The sequence below is a fragment of the Chryseobacterium sp. RU37D genome (genome assembly GCF_900156075.1).
In the GTDB taxonomy this organism is placed as follows: domain Bacteria; phylum Bacteroidota; class Bacteroidia; order Flavobacteriales; family Weeksellaceae; genus Chryseobacterium.
In genome coordinates this window covers 1-21,540 of record NZ_FTMM01000001.1, presented here as the reverse complement: position 1 = coordinate 21,540, position 21,540 = coordinate 1, and the positions used below count along the sequence as shown (strand labels likewise).

24 protein-coding genes are annotated in these 21,540 nt (G+C 36.1%); 2 read left to right on the top strand and 22 right to left on the bottom strand.

The window, feature by feature from the left end:
• Positions 1 to 113: 113 nt before the first annotated feature.
• On the bottom strand, positions 114 to 2,972 hold the full coding sequence (gcvP, locus tag BW926_RS00120; protein WP_076443368.1) for an aminomethyl-transferring glycine dehydrogenase: 2,859 nt from the start codon (positions 2,970 to 2,972) through the stop codon (positions 114 to 116).
• 473 nt (positions 2,973 to 3,445) lie between these two features.
• On the opposite strand from gcvP, the gene BW926_RS00115 reads away from it, so the two are divergent.
• Positions 3,446 to 4,597 carry a DcaP family trimeric outer membrane transporter gene (locus BW926_RS00115; RefSeq protein ID WP_076443367.1) on the top strand — a complete coding sequence of 384 codons (1,152 nt, stop codon included), beginning with the start codon at positions 3,446 to 3,448 and terminating at the stop codon, positions 4,595 to 4,597.
• Between the two features lie 427 nt (positions 4,598 to 5,024).
• Here BW926_RS00115 and BW926_RS00110 read toward each other — a convergent pair whose 3' ends face one another.
• The 19 genes from BW926_RS00110 to tpx all read right to left on the bottom strand — a co-directional run bounded on the left by BW926_RS00110 (position 5,025) and on the right by tpx (position 18,005).
• Positions 5,025 to 5,675, bottom strand: a complete 651-nt coding sequence (locus BW926_RS00110) for a J domain-containing protein (protein ID WP_076443366.1) — start codon at positions 5,673 to 5,675, stop codon at positions 5,025 to 5,027.
• Between the two features lie 523 nt (positions 5,676 to 6,198).
• Entirely contained in the window at positions 6,199 to 6,468 is a 270-nt protein-coding gene (locus BW926_RS00105) for a hypothetical protein (RefSeq protein ID WP_076443365.1), read from the bottom strand.
• Positions 6,469 to 6,554: 86 nt separating this feature from the next.
• Positions 6,555 to 6,899, bottom strand: coding sequence for a hypothetical protein (locus BW926_RS00100; protein ID WP_076443364.1), 345 nt, complete (start codon positions 6,897 to 6,899; stop codon positions 6,555 to 6,557).
• 13 nt (positions 6,900 to 6,912) lie between these two features.
• Positions 6,913 to 7,491 carry an RNA polymerase sigma factor gene (locus tag BW926_RS00095; RefSeq protein WP_076443363.1) on the bottom strand — a complete coding sequence of 193 codons (579 nt, stop codon included), beginning with the start codon at positions 7,489 to 7,491 and terminating at the stop codon, positions 6,913 to 6,915.
• Positions 7,492 to 7,908: 417 nt separating this feature from the next.
• Positions 7,909 to 8,352, bottom strand: a complete 444-nt coding sequence (locus BW926_RS00090; RefSeq protein WP_076443362.1) for an SRPBCC family protein — start codon at positions 8,350 to 8,352, stop codon at positions 7,909 to 7,911.
• A 123-nt stretch (positions 8,353 to 8,475) separates the two neighbouring features.
• Positions 8,476 to 8,904 (bottom strand): SRPBCC domain-containing protein, encoded by a 429-nt coding sequence (locus BW926_RS00085; RefSeq protein ID WP_076443361.1) that lies wholly within the window; start codon positions 8,902 to 8,904, stop codon positions 8,476 to 8,478.
• 43 nt (positions 8,905 to 8,947) lie between these two features.
• The gene (locus BW926_RS00080; RefSeq protein ID WP_076443360.1) at positions 8,948 to 9,781 is read right to left on the bottom strand and encodes an SDR family oxidoreductase; all 834 of its coding nucleotides are present in this window, start codon (positions 9,779 to 9,781) and stop codon (positions 8,948 to 8,950) included.
• 133 nt (positions 9,782 to 9,914) lie between these two features.
• On the bottom strand, positions 9,915 to 10,781 hold the full coding sequence (locus BW926_RS00075) for a VOC family protein (RefSeq protein ID WP_076443359.1): 867 nt from the start codon (positions 10,779 to 10,781) through the stop codon (positions 9,915 to 9,917).
• 97 nt (positions 10,782 to 10,878) lie between these two features.
• Entirely contained in the window at positions 10,879 to 11,118 is a 240-nt protein-coding gene (locus tag BW926_RS00070) for a helix-hairpin-helix domain-containing protein (RefSeq protein WP_228403360.1), read from the bottom strand.
• A gap of 35 nt (positions 11,119 to 11,153) precedes the next feature.
• Positions 11,154 to 11,567 (bottom strand): SRPBCC family protein, encoded by a 414-nt coding sequence (locus BW926_RS00065; protein ID WP_076443357.1) that lies wholly within the window; start codon positions 11,565 to 11,567, stop codon positions 11,154 to 11,156.
• Between the two features lie 83 nt (positions 11,568 to 11,650).
• On the bottom strand, positions 11,651 to 12,082 hold the full coding sequence (locus tag BW926_RS00060; protein WP_076443356.1) for a VOC family protein: 432 nt from the start codon (positions 12,080 to 12,082) through the stop codon (positions 11,651 to 11,653).
• 74 nt (positions 12,083 to 12,156) lie between these two features.
• Positions 12,157 to 12,933 (bottom strand): alpha/beta fold hydrolase, encoded by a 777-nt coding sequence (locus BW926_RS00055; RefSeq protein ID WP_076443355.1) that lies wholly within the window; start codon positions 12,931 to 12,933, stop codon positions 12,157 to 12,159.
• Between the two features lies 1 nt (position 12,934).
• Positions 12,935 to 13,459, bottom strand: a complete 525-nt coding sequence (locus tag BW926_RS00050; RefSeq protein WP_076443354.1) for a hypothetical protein — start codon at positions 13,457 to 13,459, stop codon at positions 12,935 to 12,937.
• 181 nt (positions 13,460 to 13,640) lie between these two features.
• On the bottom strand, positions 13,641 to 14,093 hold the full coding sequence (locus BW926_RS00045; protein WP_076443353.1) for a DinB family protein: 453 nt from the start codon (positions 14,091 to 14,093) through the stop codon (positions 13,641 to 13,643).
• Positions 14,094 to 14,212: 119 nt separating this feature from the next.
• On the bottom strand, positions 14,213 to 14,617 hold the full coding sequence (locus BW926_RS00040; protein ID WP_076443352.1) for a VOC family protein: 405 nt from the start codon (positions 14,615 to 14,617) through the stop codon (positions 14,213 to 14,215).
• A gap of 38 nt (positions 14,618 to 14,655) precedes the next feature.
• The gene (locus BW926_RS00035) at positions 14,656 to 15,066 is read right to left on the bottom strand and encodes a VOC family protein (protein WP_076443351.1); all 411 of its coding nucleotides are present in this window, start codon (positions 15,064 to 15,066) and stop codon (positions 14,656 to 14,658) included.
• A 78-nt stretch (positions 15,067 to 15,144) separates the two neighbouring features.
• Complete coding sequence (locus BW926_RS00030; protein ID WP_076443350.1) at positions 15,145 to 15,735, bottom strand: Crp/Fnr family transcriptional regulator; 591 nt, start codon at positions 15,733 to 15,735, stop codon at positions 15,145 to 15,147.
• 275 nt (positions 15,736 to 16,010) lie between these two features.
• The gene (locus tag BW926_RS00025) at positions 16,011 to 17,222 is read right to left on the bottom strand and encodes a DUF763 domain-containing protein (protein WP_076443349.1); all 1,212 of its coding nucleotides are present in this window, start codon (positions 17,220 to 17,222) and stop codon (positions 16,011 to 16,013) included.
• Positions 17,223 to 17,504: 282 nt separating this feature from the next.
• Positions 17,505 to 18,005: a thiol peroxidase gene (tpx, locus tag BW926_RS00020; protein ID WP_076443348.1), complete on the bottom strand. Its 501-nt coding sequence runs from the start codon at positions 18,003 to 18,005 to the stop codon at positions 17,505 to 17,507.
• Between the two features lie 169 nt (positions 18,006 to 18,174).
• Here tpx and BW926_RS00015 point away from each other — a divergent pair, with 169 nt between their 5' ends.
• Positions 18,175 to 20,394 carry an NADP-dependent isocitrate dehydrogenase gene (locus BW926_RS00015; RefSeq protein WP_076443347.1) on the top strand — a complete coding sequence of 740 codons (2,220 nt, stop codon included), beginning with the start codon at positions 18,175 to 18,177 and terminating at the stop codon, positions 20,392 to 20,394.
• A 49-nt stretch (positions 20,395 to 20,443) separates the two neighbouring features.
• On the opposite strand, the gene BW926_RS00010 is transcribed toward BW926_RS00015, so the two are convergent.
• Both BW926_RS00010 and BW926_RS00005 read right to left on the bottom strand, forming a co-directional pair.
• A complete protein-coding gene (locus tag BW926_RS00010; RefSeq protein ID WP_076443346.1) occupies positions 20,444 to 20,704 on the bottom strand; it encodes a hypothetical protein in 261 nt (86 codons plus the stop codon).
• A 19-nt stretch (positions 20,705 to 20,723) separates the two neighbouring features.
• A partial coding sequence (locus BW926_RS00005; RefSeq protein ID WP_076443345.1) for an IS3 family transposase occupies positions 20,724 to 21,540 on the bottom strand: 817 nt, incomplete at its 5' end.

The window sequence follows — 21,540 nt, the reverse complement described above, 5'->3', positions numbered from 1 at the left end:
GCCGAGGCTAAAGATTATATTTTTACAGTACTAAAAGGTCACTTCACTCCTGGCAATGACACAAAAAATCCCTCTCATCACTGAAAGGGATTTTTATATTCAAAAAACTTTAATTACATATAAGCTTCAATCGGCTCACAAGTACAAACCAGGTTTCTGTCTCCGTAAGCTTCATCCACTCTTGAAACAGAAGCGAAGAATTTGTGGTCTCTCACCCACTCCAGCGGATACGCCGCTTTTTCTCTGCTGTACGGCTTATCCCAAGAATCAGAAATCACCAATTGTTCCGTATGAGGCGCATTTTTCAGAACGTTGTTTGCAGGATCTGCTTCTCCGTTTGCAATCTCATCAATTTCCTGTTTGATAGCAATTAAAGCTTCTGCAAAACGATCGATTTCTGCTTTGCTTTCAGACTCAGTTGGTTCGATCATTAATGTCCCTGCAACCGGGAAAGATACCGTAGGAGCGTGGAAACCGTAATCCATCAATCTTTTTGCAACGTCAGCCACTTCAATTCCTAACGATTTGAACTGTCTGAAATCTACGATACATTCGTGAGCTACTCTTCCCTTTTCATTTGAATATAAAATAGGAAAATGCTCAGCTAAAATTTCTTTTAAATAATTAGCATTTAAGATCGCGTGCTCAGTTGCTTTTTTCAATCCTGAAGTTCCAAGCATCTTGATATAAGCGTAAGAGATATTCAGGATCAAACCAGAACCGTACGGTGCTGCAGAAATACCATCGATAGCTTCTTTAGCACCGATTCTAATGTTTGCATTTGAAGGCAAGAAAGGAACCAAATGTTTAGCCACACAAATTGGACCAACTCCAGGACCTCCACCTCCGTGAGGAATAGCGAAAGTTTTGTGGAGATTCAGGTGACAAACATCTGCTCCGATGTTTCCAGGACTTGTATATCCTACCTGAGCGTTCATGTTTGCACCATCCATATAAACCTGTCCGCCGTGCTGATGGATCAATGCTGTAATTTCTTTAATATTGGCATCAAAGAACCCGTAAGTTGACGGATACGTGATCATTACACAAGAAAGATTCTCAGAATGCTGTTCTGTTTTTGCCTTTAAATCTTCGAAGTCAATTTCCCCGTTTTCAAGGTTTTTAACTACAACGATTTTCATTCCGGCCATTGCTGCAGAAGCAGGATTTGTTCCGTGTGCAGACTGAGGAATCAATACTACATTTCGGTGACCTTCACCTCTTGAAATGTGATATTCTCTGATCACCATTAATCCTGCATATTCTCCCTGAGCTCCGGAATTTGGTTGCAAAGAAGTTCCTGCGAAACCTGTGATTTCTGCTAAATCTTTTTCCAGTTCACGGATCATTTCCTGATAACCTCCCGCCTGGTTTACCGGTACAAACGGGTGAACACTTCCCCAATTATCCCAGGAAAGCGGTAACATTTGTGTTGCTGCATTTAATTTCATCGTACAAGAACCCAGAGAAATCATTGAATGGGTTAATGATAAGTCTTTTCTTTCCAGACGCTTGATGTAACGCATCAATTCTGTTTCCGTGTGATATTTATTGAATACCTCTTCCGTAAGAATTTCGTCTTTTCTTAAATTCTCTTCCGGAATGCTGTATCCTTCTTTGATTTCTAATCTGAAAGTCTGCTTGTCTTTAAACTGAGCGAAAGAAGCCATCAGATAGTTCAGTTTATCCAATGTTGTGCTTTCATTGATCGCAATACTTACAACACCTTCCGTGAAGTAGTTTAAGTTTAATTTATGATCAAGCATCATTCTCATTAATCTTCCTTTTTCATGTTCGCTCATTGTGATTTTCACAGTGTCGAAAATAGGCTCTTCAACAGTTTGATATCCTAAAGCTTTCAAACCGTTTTTCAAAGCATTAGCTTTAAAGTGGATTTGATCTGCGATGTAATTTAATCCTTTAGGACCGTGATAAACAGCGTACATTCCAGCCATTACAGCCAAAAGAACCTGAGCTGTACAAATGTTTGAAGTTGCTCTTTCTCTCTTAATGTGCTGCTCTCTAGTTTGCAAAGCCATTCTCAATGCACGTTTTCCGTATGCATCCTGAGAAACCCCAATGATTCTTCCCGGAATATCTCTCTTATAATCTTCCTTACAAGAGAAAAAAGCTGCGTGAGGACCACCATATCCTAATGGAATACCAAATCTTTGAGTGGTTCCAACCGCACAGTCAGCACCCATAGAAGCAGGAGATTTTAGCTTAACCAAAGCCATCGGATCACAAGCCACAACCACTTGAAGATCTAATTTTTTATATTCAACGATGTTTCCTGTATAATCTAAAACAATACCGTTTTTGCCAGGATACTGTAATAAAACCCCGAAATAAGAACCATCAAACTCATGCTTTTTGTGGTCACCTTCCACGATCTCGATTTCCAGACCTTCAGCCTTCGTTTTTAAAACAGAAATGGTCTGAGGCAATACTAAATCTGAAACGAAGAATTTGTTTGCTCCTACTTTTTTCTGATCTTTCGTTCTGTTATTGAAGAACATGTGCATGGCTTCCGCCGCCGCTGTGGATTCATCTAATAATGAAGCATTGGCCAAAGCAAAACCTGTAAGATCACATACAACAGTCTGGAAATTAAGAAGAGCTTCTAATCTTCCCTGCGCTATTTCTGCCTGATAAGGAGTATAAGCCGTATACCAGCTCGGATTTTCGAAAATATTTCTCTGAATAGCTGATGGCAGCAGTGTATTGTGATATCCAAAACCGATATAGCTTGTATAATCAGTATTTTTTGATGCCAACTCTTTTGAATGAATCAACATTTCGTATTCTGAAAGCGGTTCTGAGATTTCAAGATCTTTTTCTAAACGGATAGAAGAAGGGATGGTTTGAGAGATGAGCTCTTCGATACTTGAAACACCAACTTTTCCCAGCATCGCCTGTTTATCGGCTTCATTTAAAGAAATGTGACGGCTCACAAACTGTTCTGTATTCATTTTTATTTATTAGATTTTGTTTGTAAAAAAGATTGGTAAAATTACAATAATTTACAAGATTATACAACATCACAAAATTGCAGAAATAGCAAAGAAACAAGCTTATCAGTTTTAAAATTAATGCGTTTTAAATATTTTTTTGATTAAAATTCAATTTCATTTTTCTTAACATATTGATGGATTTTTTTACAAATACTTAATAATTTAAAGAATATTTTTCCCGATAAAGTCATAATCGTTAAATTAAAACTTCATTTGAAGAAATTTTCGTTTAAAATCTTATAAAATCCGGTTTAAAAATTATTCCGTAGCTTCAATTTTAAATTTAAAAACCTGAAAATCAAATAATTAAATGTTTAAATCAAATTCTAATTAATAATTAAAGATTTACAGTTTGTTTAAAAACTGAATGAAAATTAATCTAAATCACAAGCATTATTAAATAAGAATCATAATATTAAATCACAAATACGATGAAAAAACCAGACAAAAAGTTTCTTACTTTATTGATTATTGGGCTATTTCTAAATGTAAAAGTATACTCCCAAATCACGCTTACAAAAAGCAAGGCAGAAGATCAGAATGAATGGGAACTTTATCTGAAAGGCTTCCTGCAGACAGATTTTACCGTAAATTTTCAGGATATGAAGTCCGTAGAGGGTTTTGCTGCGCAGTCTATAGAAATTCCACAACGGAATATCGCCAGCAGCAATTTCAGTGTAAAACAGTCACAAATAGGGTTGGGAATTAAACAAAAAAATCCAAAAGGCGACGATAATTTTTCGGCTTATGTAGAAATTGACCTTTATGGTCCTAATAAAACGACTGCTCCAAGATTCCGCCAAGGATATATCAAATGGAAAAACTGGATCGCCGGACAAACCTGGAGTAATTTTTCCGATCCGGAAGTTTTCCCAAATATATTTGATTTTATCGGGCCAGACGGACTTTTATTCAACAGAAGGATGCAGGTAAGATATTCGCAGAAAATTTCACCGAAAGAAAATTTATCCTTCTCTCTTGAAGACCCAAATACGCCGGATATTTCGCTTCCCATAGATTCTTTAAATTGGAAAAAAAGAGCCATTATCCCAACATTTACAGCGCTTTACAGATATGGAGACGAGAAAGATTATATAAAAGCCGGAGCCATAATTTCCCCCATGAGCTATGACATGAAATATGAAATCGACAGCCCGTATAAAACCAAAACAATGATTGGCTGGGGCGGTATGATTTCCGGGAAGCGAACTATAAATAATACTAATAATTTCAGATTCCAAACCTCTTACGGAAAAGGATTTGCAACAAACAACAGCGACCTGAACGGCGAAAAATATGATGCTGTTCCTAACATTTATAATAAAAATATGTTGGAAACACTAAGTCTTTTCAACTTTGTCGGAATGTATGAACATTGGTGGAATGAGCAATGGTGCTCCGTAATTTTTGCAAGCTACTCCAGCGTTGGAAAGAAGGATTATATCCTAAAAGATATGTCAAAAAATTTTCAGAATATTGGGCTCAATGTAGTATTTCAGCCTTTTAAAAAATTGAGAATGGGTGTCGAAGGAAATTATGGAAAGGTAAGAAATTTTGAAAATAAAAAAGCCGAAGCGTGGTGAATACAGGCATCGACAGCACTGAGTTTTTAGTACTTTTATTTTTTATGATCCGTAAGTCATAATATTTAATTTTAAAACAATGCTCTCAAAGATTTTGTTACTACTAATTGTTTTTAAGGCTCGCAAAGGCATTTCACTCAACTAAGTGCACAAAGATTTTAATTATTACATCTTAAGGACAATCAAAGTTTTTATATAAACTGTTAAAAATCAGCTTCGGGATAATTTATGAAAATTTATTATCTGTATTTATTCTAAATTAATATATTTGCACCATGAATATGATTGTTCCATTCAAAGTGCCACCTTTGGCACCTGCTTTTTCAATAAATACTGAAGAAATGTATTGTGGAGACAAGAAGTCTTGCTGTAAAAAATTCAAGAAGGGGAAAAGGTGCAAAAAGTGTCCCGGAAGGAAGAAAATGGCTTAACCTCCGAAATTTTTTATCAAAAAATAAACCGCCAGAATCAGTAACAAAATACCTGCGATGATCCTCACAATTTTTGGCTGACCATGCGGATTCATTGCTGTTTTGGGCTGTGACTTGAATAGCTCTTCTGCTTTATCCCTGAATTTCTCTCCTTCGCTCTCAAAAACTTCTGTAATTGTAATTCCCTGAACGACAGTTTTATGCAAAAGTGAATTGGTCGCGTGAAGCAAAAGCTGAAATTTCCCGTCCTTAAATTCTGTAATTTTAAAAATTCTTTCGCCGTAAGCCTTTTCCAGTCCGAACGGTAAAATTTTCACGACATCGGCATTTTGTGTCTGCCAATTGATAATGATCTCCTCTCCCTTTTTAGCGTGAATTTTATTCGCTGTAAAAATTTTTATAGATGGCGGGACATTATATCTGAAATTTTTCTGATGGCTTTCTAAATTCTGATCATAAGAATGCCTCCTGCTTTTGTCACTCAATGTTTCATACGCTTCCTGAATTTCACGGAAACGATCGGCAAAAAAATCATCGTTTTCATTTTTATCCGGGTGATATTTTAAGGATAGCTTTCTATAAGCTTTTTTGATGTCCTCTTCCGAAGCATCCTGTGAAATACCGAGAAAATAGTAGTAATCTTTCATTAATCTTTACAAAAATAAGGATTTTATTTTTTTGTTTAAAACGTAAATGACATAAATATTCTTGCAAATAACACGAATAAATAGTTTGTCATATTTGTTAAATTGTGTTTTGCTTAAACGCAAAGCACGCAAAGATTTTTTTGACATGATTGTGAATATTCCCGTTCGCAAAGGCGCTTCACTCAGCAAAGGGTGAAAGTTGGATGTGTCTTATTGTCATGCCGGGAGCATCTCGGCAAGTATTAAATGATTTATGTTTAGAAAAAACTTTTGAGATTGTTTGAGCCTATTTTCGAGGGTTTGGTTCGGCGGCTTCGCCGCCGAACCAAACCCTCGAAAAATGTAAGTTCAGAAAGCTGGAAAACCTAAAAAATCTGCTAAAAGCGGGAAACCTATGTTGGAAGCTGAAATACTTTGGAGACTGCTTCTTCGCTCCGCTTATCGCAATGACATTAAAAAGTTTGGGTTCGGGAAGCAAAGCTTCCCGAACCCAAACAGACAATTTAAACTTAGTTACTTTCTATTACGCTTCCGCGATGTTTTCTTTCTTTTTAAAACCTCTGTGGCATCTTGAGGCAAATTCTTTCTTGAACTTTCCTTTTAGTTCCTGATATTGCTCTTCATTCATTTCTCTAATCTTATCGGCTAGTCCGAAAGGAGATTTTTCCTTGATTCCATATTCGTCAAAAATACCTTTCATGAATCTTTTTCTTTGCGAAATTTTTTTGGCCGCCAATGCGATACCCACAACGGCTAATGCTCCAAGAGCACCTTTTAATGCTGAATTTTTCATTGTTTTAAAATTTTAAATTTTACTACTTTTTGTTTTTTATATAGACGAATACATTTTAATTTTACTTTACTACTTCTAAAATTTAATTATTCGTTTGTTTTATTTTGCCTGCTGAAAAAACCTCCTGAGCATCGGTCTTTCCAAACTTCTTTAAACTTCTCTCTCTCTTCCGGGGTAAGATTCATCATTCTTTCGCGTATCATTTTTTTCTGTTTAAAATCTCTGACGCCTTTCCCGAAATGGAAGCCTCCGAAAAGGATCTTGCTTAAAACAAGGATTCCCATTGCCTGCCAGAATGTTATCAATTTCACTCCTAAAATTTCAGGGAGAAGATGATTCCAAAGAGCCATGACGATCCATGTAACGCCCAGTAAAATTAATGGCGGACAAAGAATTAAAAAAATCCACCCTTTTTTATGCTTATGATTCATATTTTACTTTTTACTAACTATTTAAATCTTCGTATAATTTTCTCAATCTGTTTCTTAAATGCTTTACAGCATAGTTTTTACGGCTGATAATTGTTTTTATATTTTCGCCCTGTTCATCGGCTATTTCCTGAAGGGTTTTATCGTTGAGTTCGTTTTCCACATACACCAGTCTTTGCTTTTCGGGAAGTTCTTCCAGGGCTTCAAAAAGTTTTTTCCAGATTTCATCCTGAAACATTTTCACTTCCGGGCCTGCACTTTCATCCATCAGCAAAATATCTTTGAAAGAAAAGTCTCCGTCTTCATCTTCGTAAACGAAATCTTCTAAATTCTCAGTTTTCTTTTTGCGATATTTGTCCGTAATCTTGTTTGCCGTCACTCTGTACAGCCAACCGCCAACATTCACAATTTCAGAAAGATTGGTAAGGCTACTGAACTGATACCACACCTCCTGCAGAACATCTTCCGCATCTTCCGTATTTTTCACTTTCGGGCGAATGTACGACATCAGCTTTCCTCCGTATTTTGAAACGGTTTGTGAGATGATATTTTCCTTATCCTTCTGTGGCATTGTTATTTTTTCGACAATCTCCATATTCCTATGACGATTGGAAATTTTATTTTACTTTAATAAATTTAAAATATTTTATTTTTTCTTTTATCTAATATAAAGATTATGTGTTAAATTTCTTTGAAAGCTTACCATTTTTAAAGCTAAAAAAGCCCATAAGTGAGACCTATGAGCTTTCGTAAATTTAATTGAGAATGATTTATATAATTATTTATCGTCGTAAATTCGTATTTCTTTTGATTTAAAGTCGATAACAGTAATATAATAATTTTTAAAAAACTTAAACTCAATGATACCTGCGAAATTTTCATCTTTGTTAAATGAGAAAGAGGCATCGCAGTACTTCAGTGTTTAAAGCTTTGTTTCCCACAAATTATACTATTCCAATTTAAAACATTTTGAAGCTGTGCAATTTGCGGGAAATAACTTATTCAATTCATATTAATTATTTTCAGCAAGTTTTTTTACAACTTCCAGGCCTTGTATAAAGCCTTTATTAATCTGCTCTTCCCAGCTTTTTTCAGTCTGTACCTCAGCGTGAAGCTTTGTTTTTCCGTCAAAATCAATCAGAATATATTTTTCGAAACAGCCGCTCCACTCCATCACTTCTTTACTTCGTGTATCTTCGTTTCCGTCTTTATCTACCATTCCTAAATGCTTAAAAATGATCTGGTTAGGCTCATCAATATTATCAATTGTAGAAACCATCCCTTCTCCCTCGGCATTTAGGAAATACGTTTTTCCTTCCACTTTCCAGTCGGATTTCATTTGGGAACCCGGGCTGAAAAACTTCGTCCATTCACCATAAGTTTCAGCTCCCCAAAGTACATCCCAGACTTTTTGCTTCGGAGCATCTATTATTTTTTCGTAAGATAGTGTTTCCATATTTTTTATTTTTTTAAATTAAACACAAATTACACTAATTTTTTATACTAATAACACAAATAAAATCTATTTAGTTTTTTACTGCACAATAGTGAAAATATTTATGAATATTTGTGTCTAATTTTAAAGTTGGTTTTCAGAAAGGTTTTTGATAATTCCCAGAGCATTTGGAAATTTTTCAACAAAAAATTCTTTAAATTCTTCGGAAGTCTGTATTTTACATTTTAATTTTGTCCCCTCTTCATTTTCCTCCAAAATCCAGGCTTCAGTAGCCTCTCCCCAATCCTGCGGCGTTTCGATTCCGTTATAAATCTCACCAAGATGTAAAAATTTTATTTCTTCATTGGGAATATTTTTCTCAATCCGGCTGTACATTCCGTTATTGTCGGGATCAAAAAACTTGATAATACTGCCTTCTTCCAGTGTTCCCTGATAAAAAGAACCTTCTGCAAAGGCCGATGTCCATTGCTGATATGAAATTTCATCCCATAAAACACTCCATACTTTGGCAGGTTCGGCACTGATTTGTATTTCAAAATTTAATTTTTCCATTATATTTAAGATTGAGATTGTTATGATTCTATATTACTTCAATTTATCCTCCAACAAAATCACCTCCGTTAATATGAATGATTTCACCGGTAATATAGGTAGTATCCTGTGAAGCTAAAAAAACATAAGCTGGCGCTACCTCCGAAGGTTGTCCGGCACGTTTCAGCGGAGTATCTTTTCCGAAAGTCGAAAGATCATCAAATGTTTCCTTCACAAGCGGTGTCCAGACAGGGCCCGGAGCAATACCGTTGACAAGAATTTTCTTTTCTGCAAGATTCGCTGAAAGTGAACGTACAAAAGTTGCGATCGCCCCTTTTGTAGAGGAATAATCGATGAGATGATTACTTCCACGATAGGCCGTAACGGATGTCGTGCAGATAATCCTGGAACCTTCGCCCATCAGCGGCAGACAGTCCCTGGTAAAGGAAATCATGGAAATGATATTGGTATTGAAGGTTTTAAGAATCTGCTCATCCGAAATGTTTTCGATATCATCCTTCGGAAACTGAATCCCGGCGTTATTCACTAATATATCCAGACTCCCCCATTCTTTTTTAATCTTATCAAGAAATTTTTTCTGATTTTTCTTCTCAGAAATGTCACCTTTCAGCAAGAGACATTTTTTCCCTTCTTTCTCTACCAGATACTGGGTTTCTTTTGCATCATCATCACTTTCTTTGTAGATGATTGCAATATCGGCTCCTTCTCTTGCAAAATGAACGGCAACTGCCTGCCCAATTCCGCTATCACCTCCTGAAATAATGGCTTTTTTGTGGAGTAATTTTCCGCTTCCTTTATAATCTTCACGGATAATCTCAGGAAATAGCCCGTCTTTAGGGACTTCTGATTTGGCTTTTGACTTGTTCTGTGTTTTCATATGCAAATCTTTTTTTAAATAGCATCAAACAACAAGCCGAAGAGACAAGTGAGCGATTAGGAAACCGGAAGTTTTTAATTCATCTTAATTTTAAAAGGAAAAACATTAACTTCCAATTTCCTTATTTTAATCTTTATGAATTATAAGCATTTTCCAAATCTTGGATAATTATTTTCTGCATCTTCATCATCGCCTGGACAACATTCTGTGCTTTTTCCTTATCCGGATCACTCATAAGCTGAATCAGCCTTTTAGGAACAATCTGCCAGCTGAAACCAAACTTATCCTTCAGCCATCCGCACATGCTTTCTCTTCCGCCATCTAAGGTCAGGCTGTTCCATAAATGGTCGGTTTGTTCCTGATCATTGGTCATTACAACCATTGAAATACCTTCATTAAAATCAAACTGATGATCATAAGAATTATCCATACAGAAAAAATGATAATCATCAATTACAAAATGGGCATGCTGGATATTTTCCGCCGGTTCGGTAATAGGATGGCCTTCGCTTCCCTCTCCGTATCTCAAAATGTTCCCGAGGCTGGAATTTGGAAAAGTTTTGGTGTATAATTCCATGGCTTCCAATGCTTTTCCATTGTTTTCATGGATGAACATTAATGTAGGAATAATTTTTTGTTCAAATTGTTTTTCACCTAAAAATATTTGCCATGTAACCCCAAATTTATCCCGTACCCAACCGTATTTTTTACTCCATGAATAAGAATCCAAAGGCATCAGCGCAATCCCGCCTTCCATCAGTTGATCCCAGTATTTTTGCACTTCATCTTCTGTTTCACAGATGACCATGAACGAAACTGAAGCATTTTTAGTAAAATGCGGGCCGCCGTTTAAAAGCATCAGCTTCTGTCCGAAGATTTCAATATTCATCACAACCGGTGTATCTGCTGTAATTTTTCCGTAAAATATTTTACAGTAAAATTCTGCAGATTCTTTTGCATCTCCGTCATACCAGAGACATGGGAATATATTATTATTCATAATTTAATTTTAAGTTTGATTTATTTCAAAACAATTATAAATACAAATTTTCACAAGGAATTATTGTGCAATTTGTGTTTAAACTGCTTTAAGTATTTTAATTGTTTTTAAAAGAAACATGATTTTCTTTCATGTGGTTTTTTAGCTTGAGCATGGCATTTTTTCCGAAACCATGTAATTTTAAAATTTCTTCTTCTGAATAATCTGAAAGTTTTTCCAGAGAATTTATTTTTTCTTTTTCAAGCGCCCTTCTTGCGGGCATTGCTATGATACCTTGTAAAAAATCTCTCCTTTCCACATGACTTACAGCGCAAATGGAGTTTAAACACTTAGCCATTATTACTAAATTGATCATGATCTACATAGGATATTTTAATTGTTTTCTACATATTTATGAAAATTATTAAGGATGGCGTACCAGCCATCTCTTTGCATTTCCACAGGATTTTGCTTTTCCGGATCAAAGACGATCTTCACATTCGTAGTATTTTCATCAATTTTATTAAAAACTACTTCTACATTTCTTCCATCTTCCATATGGTATTTTATTCTTTCATTTGGAATTACTTCATCATAAATCCCTTCAAAATCAAACCCGAAACTTCCGTCTTTTGCCTCCATTCTGTTTTTGAATTTCCCGCTAACTCTTAAATCGTTTTCAGAGCTTGGACAATGCCAGGATTCGTGTGCAAAATTCCATTTTGTAATATGTTTAGGGCCATTGTAATAATCCCAAACCTTTTGTACAGGGGCTAAAATCGTAATGTCAATTTTTATAGGTTCCATATAATTGTATTTTTATGTAGTGTAGTGAAAGGGCAATCAAAAACTCGATTACCCTTTTTTTATAATTTAGTTTAAATATAAGATTATTTTGTGTATTCTTCGTTATAGTTCACCATCCAATGAACTCCGTATTTGTCCTGAAAGCTTCCGAAATAGTCACCCCAGAACTGATCTTCAATCGGCATTTCAATATTTCCGCCTTCAGAAAGACCTTTAAAAAGCCTGTCTGCTTCCTCTTTAGATTCCGGGAAAATCGAAACATAATTGTTATTTCCTACATTCAGGCTTTGCCCAAAACTTGGAACAATGTCTGATGCCATCAACAAATCATTCCCAATCGGAAGCGCGATGTGCATTACTCTATTTTTTTCTTCCTCAGACAAATTTTCTGTTCCCGGAGCATTGCCCATTTTATGAATTTCACCTAAAAATTCTCCGCCAAAAACGGATTTGTAAAAATTAAAAGCTTCTTCTGCTTTTCCGTCAAAATTTAAGTATGGATTTAATTTAGCCATGATATTTATTTTTTAAATTCTGTTTTGTACGTTATTGTTCTTCTAAAAGAGTCTTAATATAAAGTTTAAATCAATTAACCATTTAAAAATTTCTCAATTTCACTTACAGTAAAATCGATGAGTTTTGTATCGGTGTTTCCTCCGAAATCAGCCATCATGTAAGAGCCGTGGGTGGCAGGAAGAATCATTAATTGCGAGCCTTGAACCAAACGCCACATTTCAACGGTATGTTCCGGTTTCATGACATCTTTGTCGCCTGAAATGAATAATGTCGGGGATTTTATCCCTTTCAAAATGTCCGCGCCCCAATCTTCAAAAGTCTGCATTCTTTTGCTGTCTTTGTCGAACATATTTTCGAGTTTTGGAAAGTCGGGATTAAGATTTAAAAAATTCATTTTAAGCGGCTCCGGCATAGAGTCTAATGTAGCCAGCATCATTCCTTCAAAAAAGCCGTCCATCATGCCATTTCTTTTATAAAAAGCAGACGCGATGATCAGCTTATCTACGATTTCAGGATAAAGATGAGCAACCTGCATTACTGTATTTCCACCATTGCTGAAACCCCAGAATGAAGCTTTTTCAATATTGATTTCCTTTAAAAGTGTAGCGATATCCCGCGCGTCCTGCTCAAAGGTTTCCGGGATATCACGGTGATCGCTCATACCGTGATTTTGAAGGTCGATTCCGATTAATTGAAACTTGTTTTCCAGTCTTGAAATGACTTCTTTATAATCAAACAAGATGGAAGAACCGCCGCCATGAATCAGTACTAATGGCTTTCCGAAACCATAAATTTCGTAGTACAACCGGATTCCGTTGACCCGCTTATAACCTTTTTCTACAGGATTCATTTTAGTATTTTAAATCTTTATCAAATTCATACTTCATTCCTTCGTAGTTCAGGATTTTGCGCATCAATCCTATCTGCCCGCACAGGTAATCTTCACGGCCGATGCACATTCCTACAAAATTCAGGACTGTTTCCGGGAAGAAATCAATATTCATCCCCATTGGAAATGCTTTATCCAACTCTTCATCCGTTACTTCTAATAATCTTTGATATACAAGTGGCGAAATTTTATGAAAACTTTCTTTCAACTGTTGTAAGGTCGGGTATTTTAAATTTTCGTCCAAAGCTTTTCCCTGAAAGAAAAAATCTTTAAATTCAAATTCTTCCTTCAGTCCAAGAATAAATCCCAAAGCGTAACGCATATCCAGGAAATTTCCCGCCATCCAAACGATGTGGTTAGTTCTTCCTTCGATTCTTTTTAAGGCGTTTTCTTCGGAAATGCCATCCAGAACCATAAGAAAATTCTGGCTGTGCCCACGGAAAGCCGGAATGATAATGTCTAATTTTTTTGATGTTGATGTGTCCATTTTGTTTGATTTTTATTTACTTAAACAAATAGCTCAATAATTATAATGAAAAAGGGTATCAAAGGGCGGGCTTTAGCCCGCTTATAAATAGTTCTTAAATTGGCTTTAGCCAAAACCTATCAAATATGATTGATAGATTGATGTTCAATTGTGAAAAACATTTATGAAATTGTATCGAAAATTATTTAATTGCGCCGGGTTTTCCGAGAATTCTTCTCAAATAACCTAATTGACCACCGTGATAGATCTCATGCAGACAAAGTGTGGAAATATCTTTAATAGTTTCCGTGCCGAAACCCTCCATAGTATTGAGTTTTTCTTCCAGCTTATCCTGAGATTTTTTCAAGTATGATTTTAATTCTTCGAAAGAAATAAATTCGTCCTTTCTCTCTAAAGGGATTTCTCCACGATTATATGCAGAGAATTTTTCCATATCCCAAACAGATTCTTCACCTAAAATGTTGAGTAAAGGATTTCTGATATAAATCAGATGCCCTAAAATCCAGTTCATACAATTGGCTTCTTCCTTCGGGAAAACCATTGCTTCTTCATTGGTAATTCCTTCGATATTCATTGAGATTACTTTGTAATTACTGGATATCTGCGTTTTTACAATTTCAATATCGTTTTTCATTCTTTTAAATTTTGGGTATTTTTCTCACAGATTATGCAGATTTTTAATATTTAATTTTATACATAATCTCTGCGTTATCTCCAAAATCCGTGAGAGATTTAAATTAGATTTAATAAATATTATCCTGGAAATTGCGAAGGATCTGCAAATATGACGTTCCAGCCATGACCGTTGATGTCCCAGAAAGAGTTTTGATACATCCATCCGTGATCCTGTGGTTCTTCGTGCTGATAGGCTCCGTTAGCTACGGCTGCATTTACAACCTTGTCAACTTCTTCGCGGCTGCCTAAACCAATCGCTACCAAAACCTGCGTGGTATCGCCTTTCGGAACAGGCCGCTCAGAAAAGGTCTGGAAAAACTCCTCTGTTAAAAACATTACCTGAATATTATCGCTTAATATTACACAAACTGCTTTTTCATCAGTAATTTGTTCGTTAATTGAAAAGCCTAATTTCGTCCAGAATTCTTTTGTACTTTCAATATCTTTTACCGGAAGATTGACATAAATCTGATTGATTTTCATATTGTAATTTTTTGTTAAGTTTTAATTTGAATCGATAATTATTGAGCAGGAAACTGGGAAATCTCAGCAAACATCACCTCCCATTGATGCCCGTTCAGATCAGAAAAAGCATTTTGATACATCCAGCCGTGATCCTGTGGCTCACTGTATTTTGAACCTCCGTTTTCAATCGCAGTTTTTACCATAGTATCAACCTCATCACGACTGTTTACGCCAATGGCAAGAAGGGTTTGAGTGGTGTCGCCTTTTGCGATCGGCCTGTTTGTAAAAGTGTTGAAAAACTCTTCTTTCAGAAACATGGCATAGATGTGATCTTCTTTCAGTACAACACAGATTGCCTTTTCATCAGAGAACTGCTCGTTGACAGAAAACCCCAGCTTCGTCCAGAATGCTCTTGTTTTCTGAACATCTTTCACAGGAAGGTTTACATAAATTTGGTTGATTTGCATTTTTTGTAATTTTTAATGTTAAACTTTTAACCAAAATTACCAAGTCACAATGTAAATCAACTTGCCATAAGACAAGATTTAAACTTTCCTGGGATGAGAAACCAATTCTTTACGAATCCTGCTTAAAGAAGTATCTGTAACTCCCAGATAGGAAGCGATTTGCTTTAAAGGGGCAAATTGTATCACATGCGATTTTTGTTCGAGAAGATTAAGATAACGTTTTGTAGCAGAAAGAGTAAACATTTCTACAGAACGCTGCTTGTATATAAAAAGCTGCTGAGACATCCACGCCCTTCCCCATTCCCTAAGGTTGGGGATTTTATGAAATAGTTCCTGGAAAGTTTCAAAACTGAACTTCCAGCATTCGCAGTCTGTAATACAGACAATATTTTCCTGTGTAGGGATTCTCTGAAATAATGATGAAACTTCAATGATCACTTCATTTTCTACAAAGAAGTGTGTAGTTACTTCGTTTCCATTAAAATCATTAACGAATGAGCGTGCTAATCCTTTTTCCAAAATATAATATTCATTAGCCGTTTTATTTTCTTCTAGAATAAAATCACCTTTCTGGAAAATTACTTTTTCATGGGCCTGAAATATTTCTTCAAGCTCCTCGGATAGGAAAAAAGGGAAATCGTAGCAGATTTCTAAGGCTTTGTTACTCATCAGTGAATGTTTTTTAAGAGCTTAAAAATAGAATTTTTATCGGAAATGACGAAAGAAACGTTAAACAAAATAATGAATTGTGGTAGATTGTTTCTGTGTAATTCTTTATACACAAGTATTTCTGAGCTTTTTATATTAATTATAAATTATTAAACAGATTTATCGTAAAGTTCAATCTGTCATTCTGACGAAGGAAAAAATCTCTACAATATTTAAGTAGATTCTCACTTCGATTCGTTCAGAATGACAAACATGCCGATTAACTATAAGAGAACTTAAAACAAAGAGAGCTGAATCAGTTGAGGAGCTGAAGGCTTCTGAGCATCCCCGAAAACAGTTTTACCGCCAAATCGCCATGAGTTTTGCCTCTCCTCCTCAATAACTTCCTGAATATCAAAATTGGGTGTGAAATCTTTTTCTGTAGTCTCAATAATTTGATGAAGTTTATTTAAAGTCTTTAATTTATCTGAATTTCCGAGCTTAGATTTTTCTATTCCTGACTTGATAATTTGCAGGCTTTCGTCATACACTTTAGTTGGAACAGGGAAAGGATGGCCGTCTTTTCCGCCATGAGCAAAGGAAAATCTTGCCGGATCTTTAAATCTCGATGGCGCACCATGAATTACCTCACTTACCAAAGCCAGCGACTGCATCGTTCGCGGACCAACGCCTTCCAGCATCAATAAATCTTCAAAATTCTGCGGCTGCTGTTCACGGGTTACATATAAAAGTGCCCCGAGACGTTTTAAATCTACATCAGAAGCCCGAACATCATGATGATTGGGAAGAATTAACCTCGAAAAATCGCTCATAATTTCCGCCGAATCGGTGTTTGAAATTTCTAAAATTCCTTTTCTGTTTTCCGAGGCTTCAGAATCGGTTAAGTTTAAAATTTTTCCTCTGAAAATCCCGTTGATTCCTGTATGAGGCTCTTCCACAAAAGATTTTATATTCCCAGAATGCCAGTGATAACGCCTTGCCGTACCGTCTGACTCGTGCATACCCTGCTGTACAACACTCCAGTTTCCGTTGTCAGACAAGATAAAATTATGCAGATACAATTGATACCCATCATGAATGGCTGTATTATCCACCTTTGCAGACAATTTACTGGCTTTCACCAGCTCATTTCCGTTTAAACCTGTTTTATCCGCAATTTGAATTAATTCCGAAGGTGTATCGCGAGAAAATTTGCCTTTTCCGCCGCATATATAAAGTCCAAGAGCTTGTGAGTTTGGATTAATAGAACGCTTCAAAGCACCCATGACGGAAGTTGTGATTCCTGAAGAATGCCAATCCATTCCCATCACCGCTCCAAAACTCTGGAACCAAAACGGATCGGCAAGCCTGCGAAGAACCTCGTCTTTGCCATAATCCATCAAAATTACCTCAACAATTGAAAGCCCTAGAATCGACATACGCTCATAAAGCCAGGGCGGTACCTTGCCGTAATGAAGGGGTAAATCTGCTGTTCCGGAACGTTTCATGATGTAAAGGTAGGGGTATTGATTTTAATTTTTATTGATTTGAGTCAGTATTTTTTAAACACAAATGGCTCTAATTTTTTTACAAAATAAACACAAAATAGCTTATTATTTTAGTAAGTTTTGGCTAAAGCCAATGAAATGGTTTTATTAAGCGGGCTAAAGCCCGCTCCTATTGATAATCCTACTTCATTATAAATTATTAGTGTTTAAATTATTGCATTCGTATTTAAATGAAAAAACCCTGTGAAAATCACAAGGCTTCTACAAAAATTATTTTTATAATTATTTTAATGCTGCTAAAGCTGCTTCATAATTCGGTTCATTGGCGATTTCCGAAACCTGCTCTGTGTACACCACCTTGTTGTCTACATCCGTAACAATCACTGCACGGCTCAGCAATCCTTTCATTGGGGAATCAGCGATGGCCACTTCATAATCATCTCCGAAACTGCTTCTGAAATCTGAAAGTGTTTCCACATTACTCAAACCCTCAGCTGCACAAAATCTTCCCAGAGCAAAAGGCAGATCCTTTGAAACATTTATTACCACAGTATTGTCAAGAGCAGAAGCTTCTTCATTGAATTTTCTTGCAGAAGATGCACAAGTTGGTGTATCGATACTTGGGAAAATATTAAAAACTTTTTTCTTCCCTTCAAAATTTTGCAGAGTCTTTACATTCAATCCTGAATCTACCAGAGCAAAATCTCTGATTGTAGTTCCGACAGACGGAAGAATTCCCACAGTATGTACTTCGTTTCCTTTTAATGTAATTGTAGTTGACATAATTCTTTTTTTAATTCTATTTTCAAATTTAATCAAAATACAGGCTTTTTCTTTCAGATAAAGGTTAAATAATTCTTAAAATGGAAAATCTTATTTAGGATTGATTCAAAAAAATTAATTTTTAACTAAATTTGTGAGTCTTAAAAATCAAATAATAAATAACAGTATAATGTCAGACAAATCAAAAATCTACTACACCCTTACGGACGAAGCTCCAATGCTGGCTACACACTCATTTTTACCAATTGTAAAAGCTTTCACAAAATCTGCAAACATTGAGATCGTGGTGCCAGATATTTCTTTGGCAGGAAGAATTTTGGCCAACTTTCCGGAATTTTTGAAAGATGACCAGAAAATTGGTGATGCCTTGGCAGAATTGGGTCAATTGGCAACTCAGCCGGATGCAAACATCATTAAATTACCCAATATTTCAGCGTCTGTTCCTCAGCTAGACGAGGCTATCGCCGAATTGCAATCGAAAGGTTTCGCAGTTCCGAATTACCCCGCTGAGCCTAAAAATGAGGATGAAAAAGCGATCAAAGCTAAATATGCGAAAGTGTTGGGAAGTGCCGTAAACCCTGTATTAAGAGAAGGAAATTCTGACAGACGTGCTCCAAAAGCTGTTAAAAACTACGCCAAAGCAAACCCTCACAGAATGGGCGACTGGGCTTCTGATAGCAAAACAGACGTAGCTCACATGAACGGAGGTGATTTCTACGGAACTGAAACCTCAACAACCGTAGAAAATGCTACGAAATTCAAAATCATTTTCAAAGGAAATGACGGTTTTAAAACTCAATTAAAAGATTTTGCAAACCTCCAGACCGGAGAAGTAATCGATTCTTCCGTGATGAATTTAAATGCATTGAAAGCTTTCGTACAGGAAGCTATCGAAGAAGCTAAAAACAGAAACGTACTTCTTTCCGCACACCTGAAAGCTACGATGATGAAGATCTCTGATCCGATTATTTTCGGGGCGATCGTAGAGACTTTCTTTAAAGAGGTTTTCACTAAATATGCTGAGACGTTCAAATCTTTAGATATTAATCCAAACAATGGTCTTGCTGATCTTTTCGAAAAAATCAAAGGAAATGCTCAGGAAGCTGAAATCAAGGCTGATATTGAAAAAGCTCTTGCTGAAGGACCAAGAGTGGCTATGGTAAACTCTGATAAAGGAATTACGAATTTCCACGTTCCTTCTGACATTATCGTTGATGCATCGATGGCTGCGTTGGTAAGAGGCGGAGGAAAAATGTGGAATAAAGACGGTAAAGAAGAAGATACTGTTTGTATCATTCCGGATCGTTCTTACGCAGGCTTCTATCAGGCTGTAATTGATGATATGAAAGCGCACGGAAAATTAGATCCTACCACAATGGGTTCTGTTCCAAACGTCGGATTAATGGCTCAAAAGGCTGAAGAATATGGTTCTCACGACAAAACTTTCCAGGCTTCTGCTGACGGAACAATTGAAGTTCAGGACGAAAACGAAAATGTTCTTCTTTCTCAAAAAGTTGAAAAAGGTGATATTTTCAGAATGTGTCAGACTAAGGATGCTCCAATCCAGGACTGGGTAAAATTAGCAGTAAACAGATCAAAATTATCTGATACTCCCGCTATTTTCTGGCTAGACAAAGGAAGAGCGCACGACAGGGAAATCATCAAAAAAGTAGAAAAATATCTTAAAGATCACGATACAAACGGGCTTGACATCAGAATTATGGATGTAAAAGATGCCATGACTGAAACACTAAAAAGAGCAAGAGAAGGAAAAGATACCATTTCTGTTTCCGGGAACGTATTGAGAGATTATCTTACTGACCTTTTCCCAATTCTTGAGCTTGGAACTTCTGCAAAAATGCTTTCTATCGTTCCATTGATGAACGGTGGTGGTTTGTTTGAAACAGGTGCCGGAGGTTCTGCGCCGAAGCACGTTGAGCAGTTCATCGAAGAAGGTTACTTAAGATGGGATTCTTTAGGTGAATTCCTGGCTTTACAGGCTTCTTTAGAACATTTAGCTCAAACTCAAGGAAATACAAAATCTCAGGTTTTAGCTGATGCGTTGGATGAAGCAAATGCTAAATTCTTAGCAACTGACAAATCTCCTGCAAGAAAAGTAGGACAAATAGATAACAGAGGTTCTCATTTCTATTTGGCAATGTACTGGGCTGAAGCATTGGCAAACCAGGATGCTGATGCTGAATTGGCTGCAAAATTCGCTCCGGTTGCACAGGCAATGCAGGAAAATGAGGCAGTTATTAACCAGGAATTGATTTCGGCTCAGGGTAAACCTCAGGATATTGACGGCTACTACAAAACCGATACATACAAAACGTATGCGGCAATGAGACCAAGTACTGTTTTAAATGAAATTATTGACGGAATTTAATTTCGATCTTGATAAATGAAAGCTCCTTTTTAAAGGGGCTTTTTTAGTTTTAAAAGTACCTTCCGCTATCTGTAACTGAATTTGAGGTTTTGATCATCGCCGCAAATTCATAGCTGATTGCCGAAGTGATTATAAAGGCAACGCCGCCAGTTAAACCACCTGCTATACCAGCAGAATTCGGGAATCTTCCGATACAGTAAGAGAAATAATTATTAAAGATAAAACCTTCTGTAATATGGATCAGAAAAGCAAAAGCAATCAGTCTGTAAATATTATTTGAAAAATACGAAGTAATAAACTGGATATGCAAATAAAATTTCCAGTTAGAGTTAAGCTACATTTTTGTAAATTTTGTTTTGATTGTTAAATTCTTCTATTGTTTGATAATTCAGGGTACTGTGTCTTCTTTTTTTATTGTACCATATTTCAATATATTCAAAAATTTCAAGTTCCATCTGTTCTCTTGTGATAAGCTTGTTTCCGTAAATTAGTTCTGTTTTCAATGACTTGAAGAAGCTTTCAGCCACTGCGTTATCCCAACAATTCCCTTTTCTGCTCATACTCCTTTTTACTCCATAAAAAGCAAGAGTATTTGTGAATTTTTTACTTGCATACTGAACACCTCTGTCTGAATGAAAAATTAATTTACTGTCCGCTTTTCTATTTTTGACAGCCATTTTCCAGGCAGCTAAACTTGTCTCCGTGGTACTCATCCCAGTACTTAAGCTCCAACCAATCACTTTTCTATCAAACAAATCTATAATTGCTGTTAGATATAAAAAACCATCTTTGGTTTGGAGATAAGTGATGTCAGAGACCCAAGCTTGGGATGGACTGGCAACCAAAAAGTTTCTATTCAGGAGGTTCTCTGCAATCAAATAATTGTGTTTTGAATCTGTTGTTACTCTAAATTTCCTGCTTAATTTACTTCTTAAACCAAGCTCTTTCATATATTTTGCAACCGTTATTCTGGAGGTCTTAAAACCTGATGAGTCTAATTCTACAGTAACTCTGGGACTTCCATAGCGTTGCTTTGATGCAAAATAAATAGATGTTATTTGTTTTTTTATCTCTCTTTTTCGTCTCTCTCTATTAGAAAGAGGTCTTGCTTTCCATTTATAATAGCTACTGTAGCTTACTTTTAAA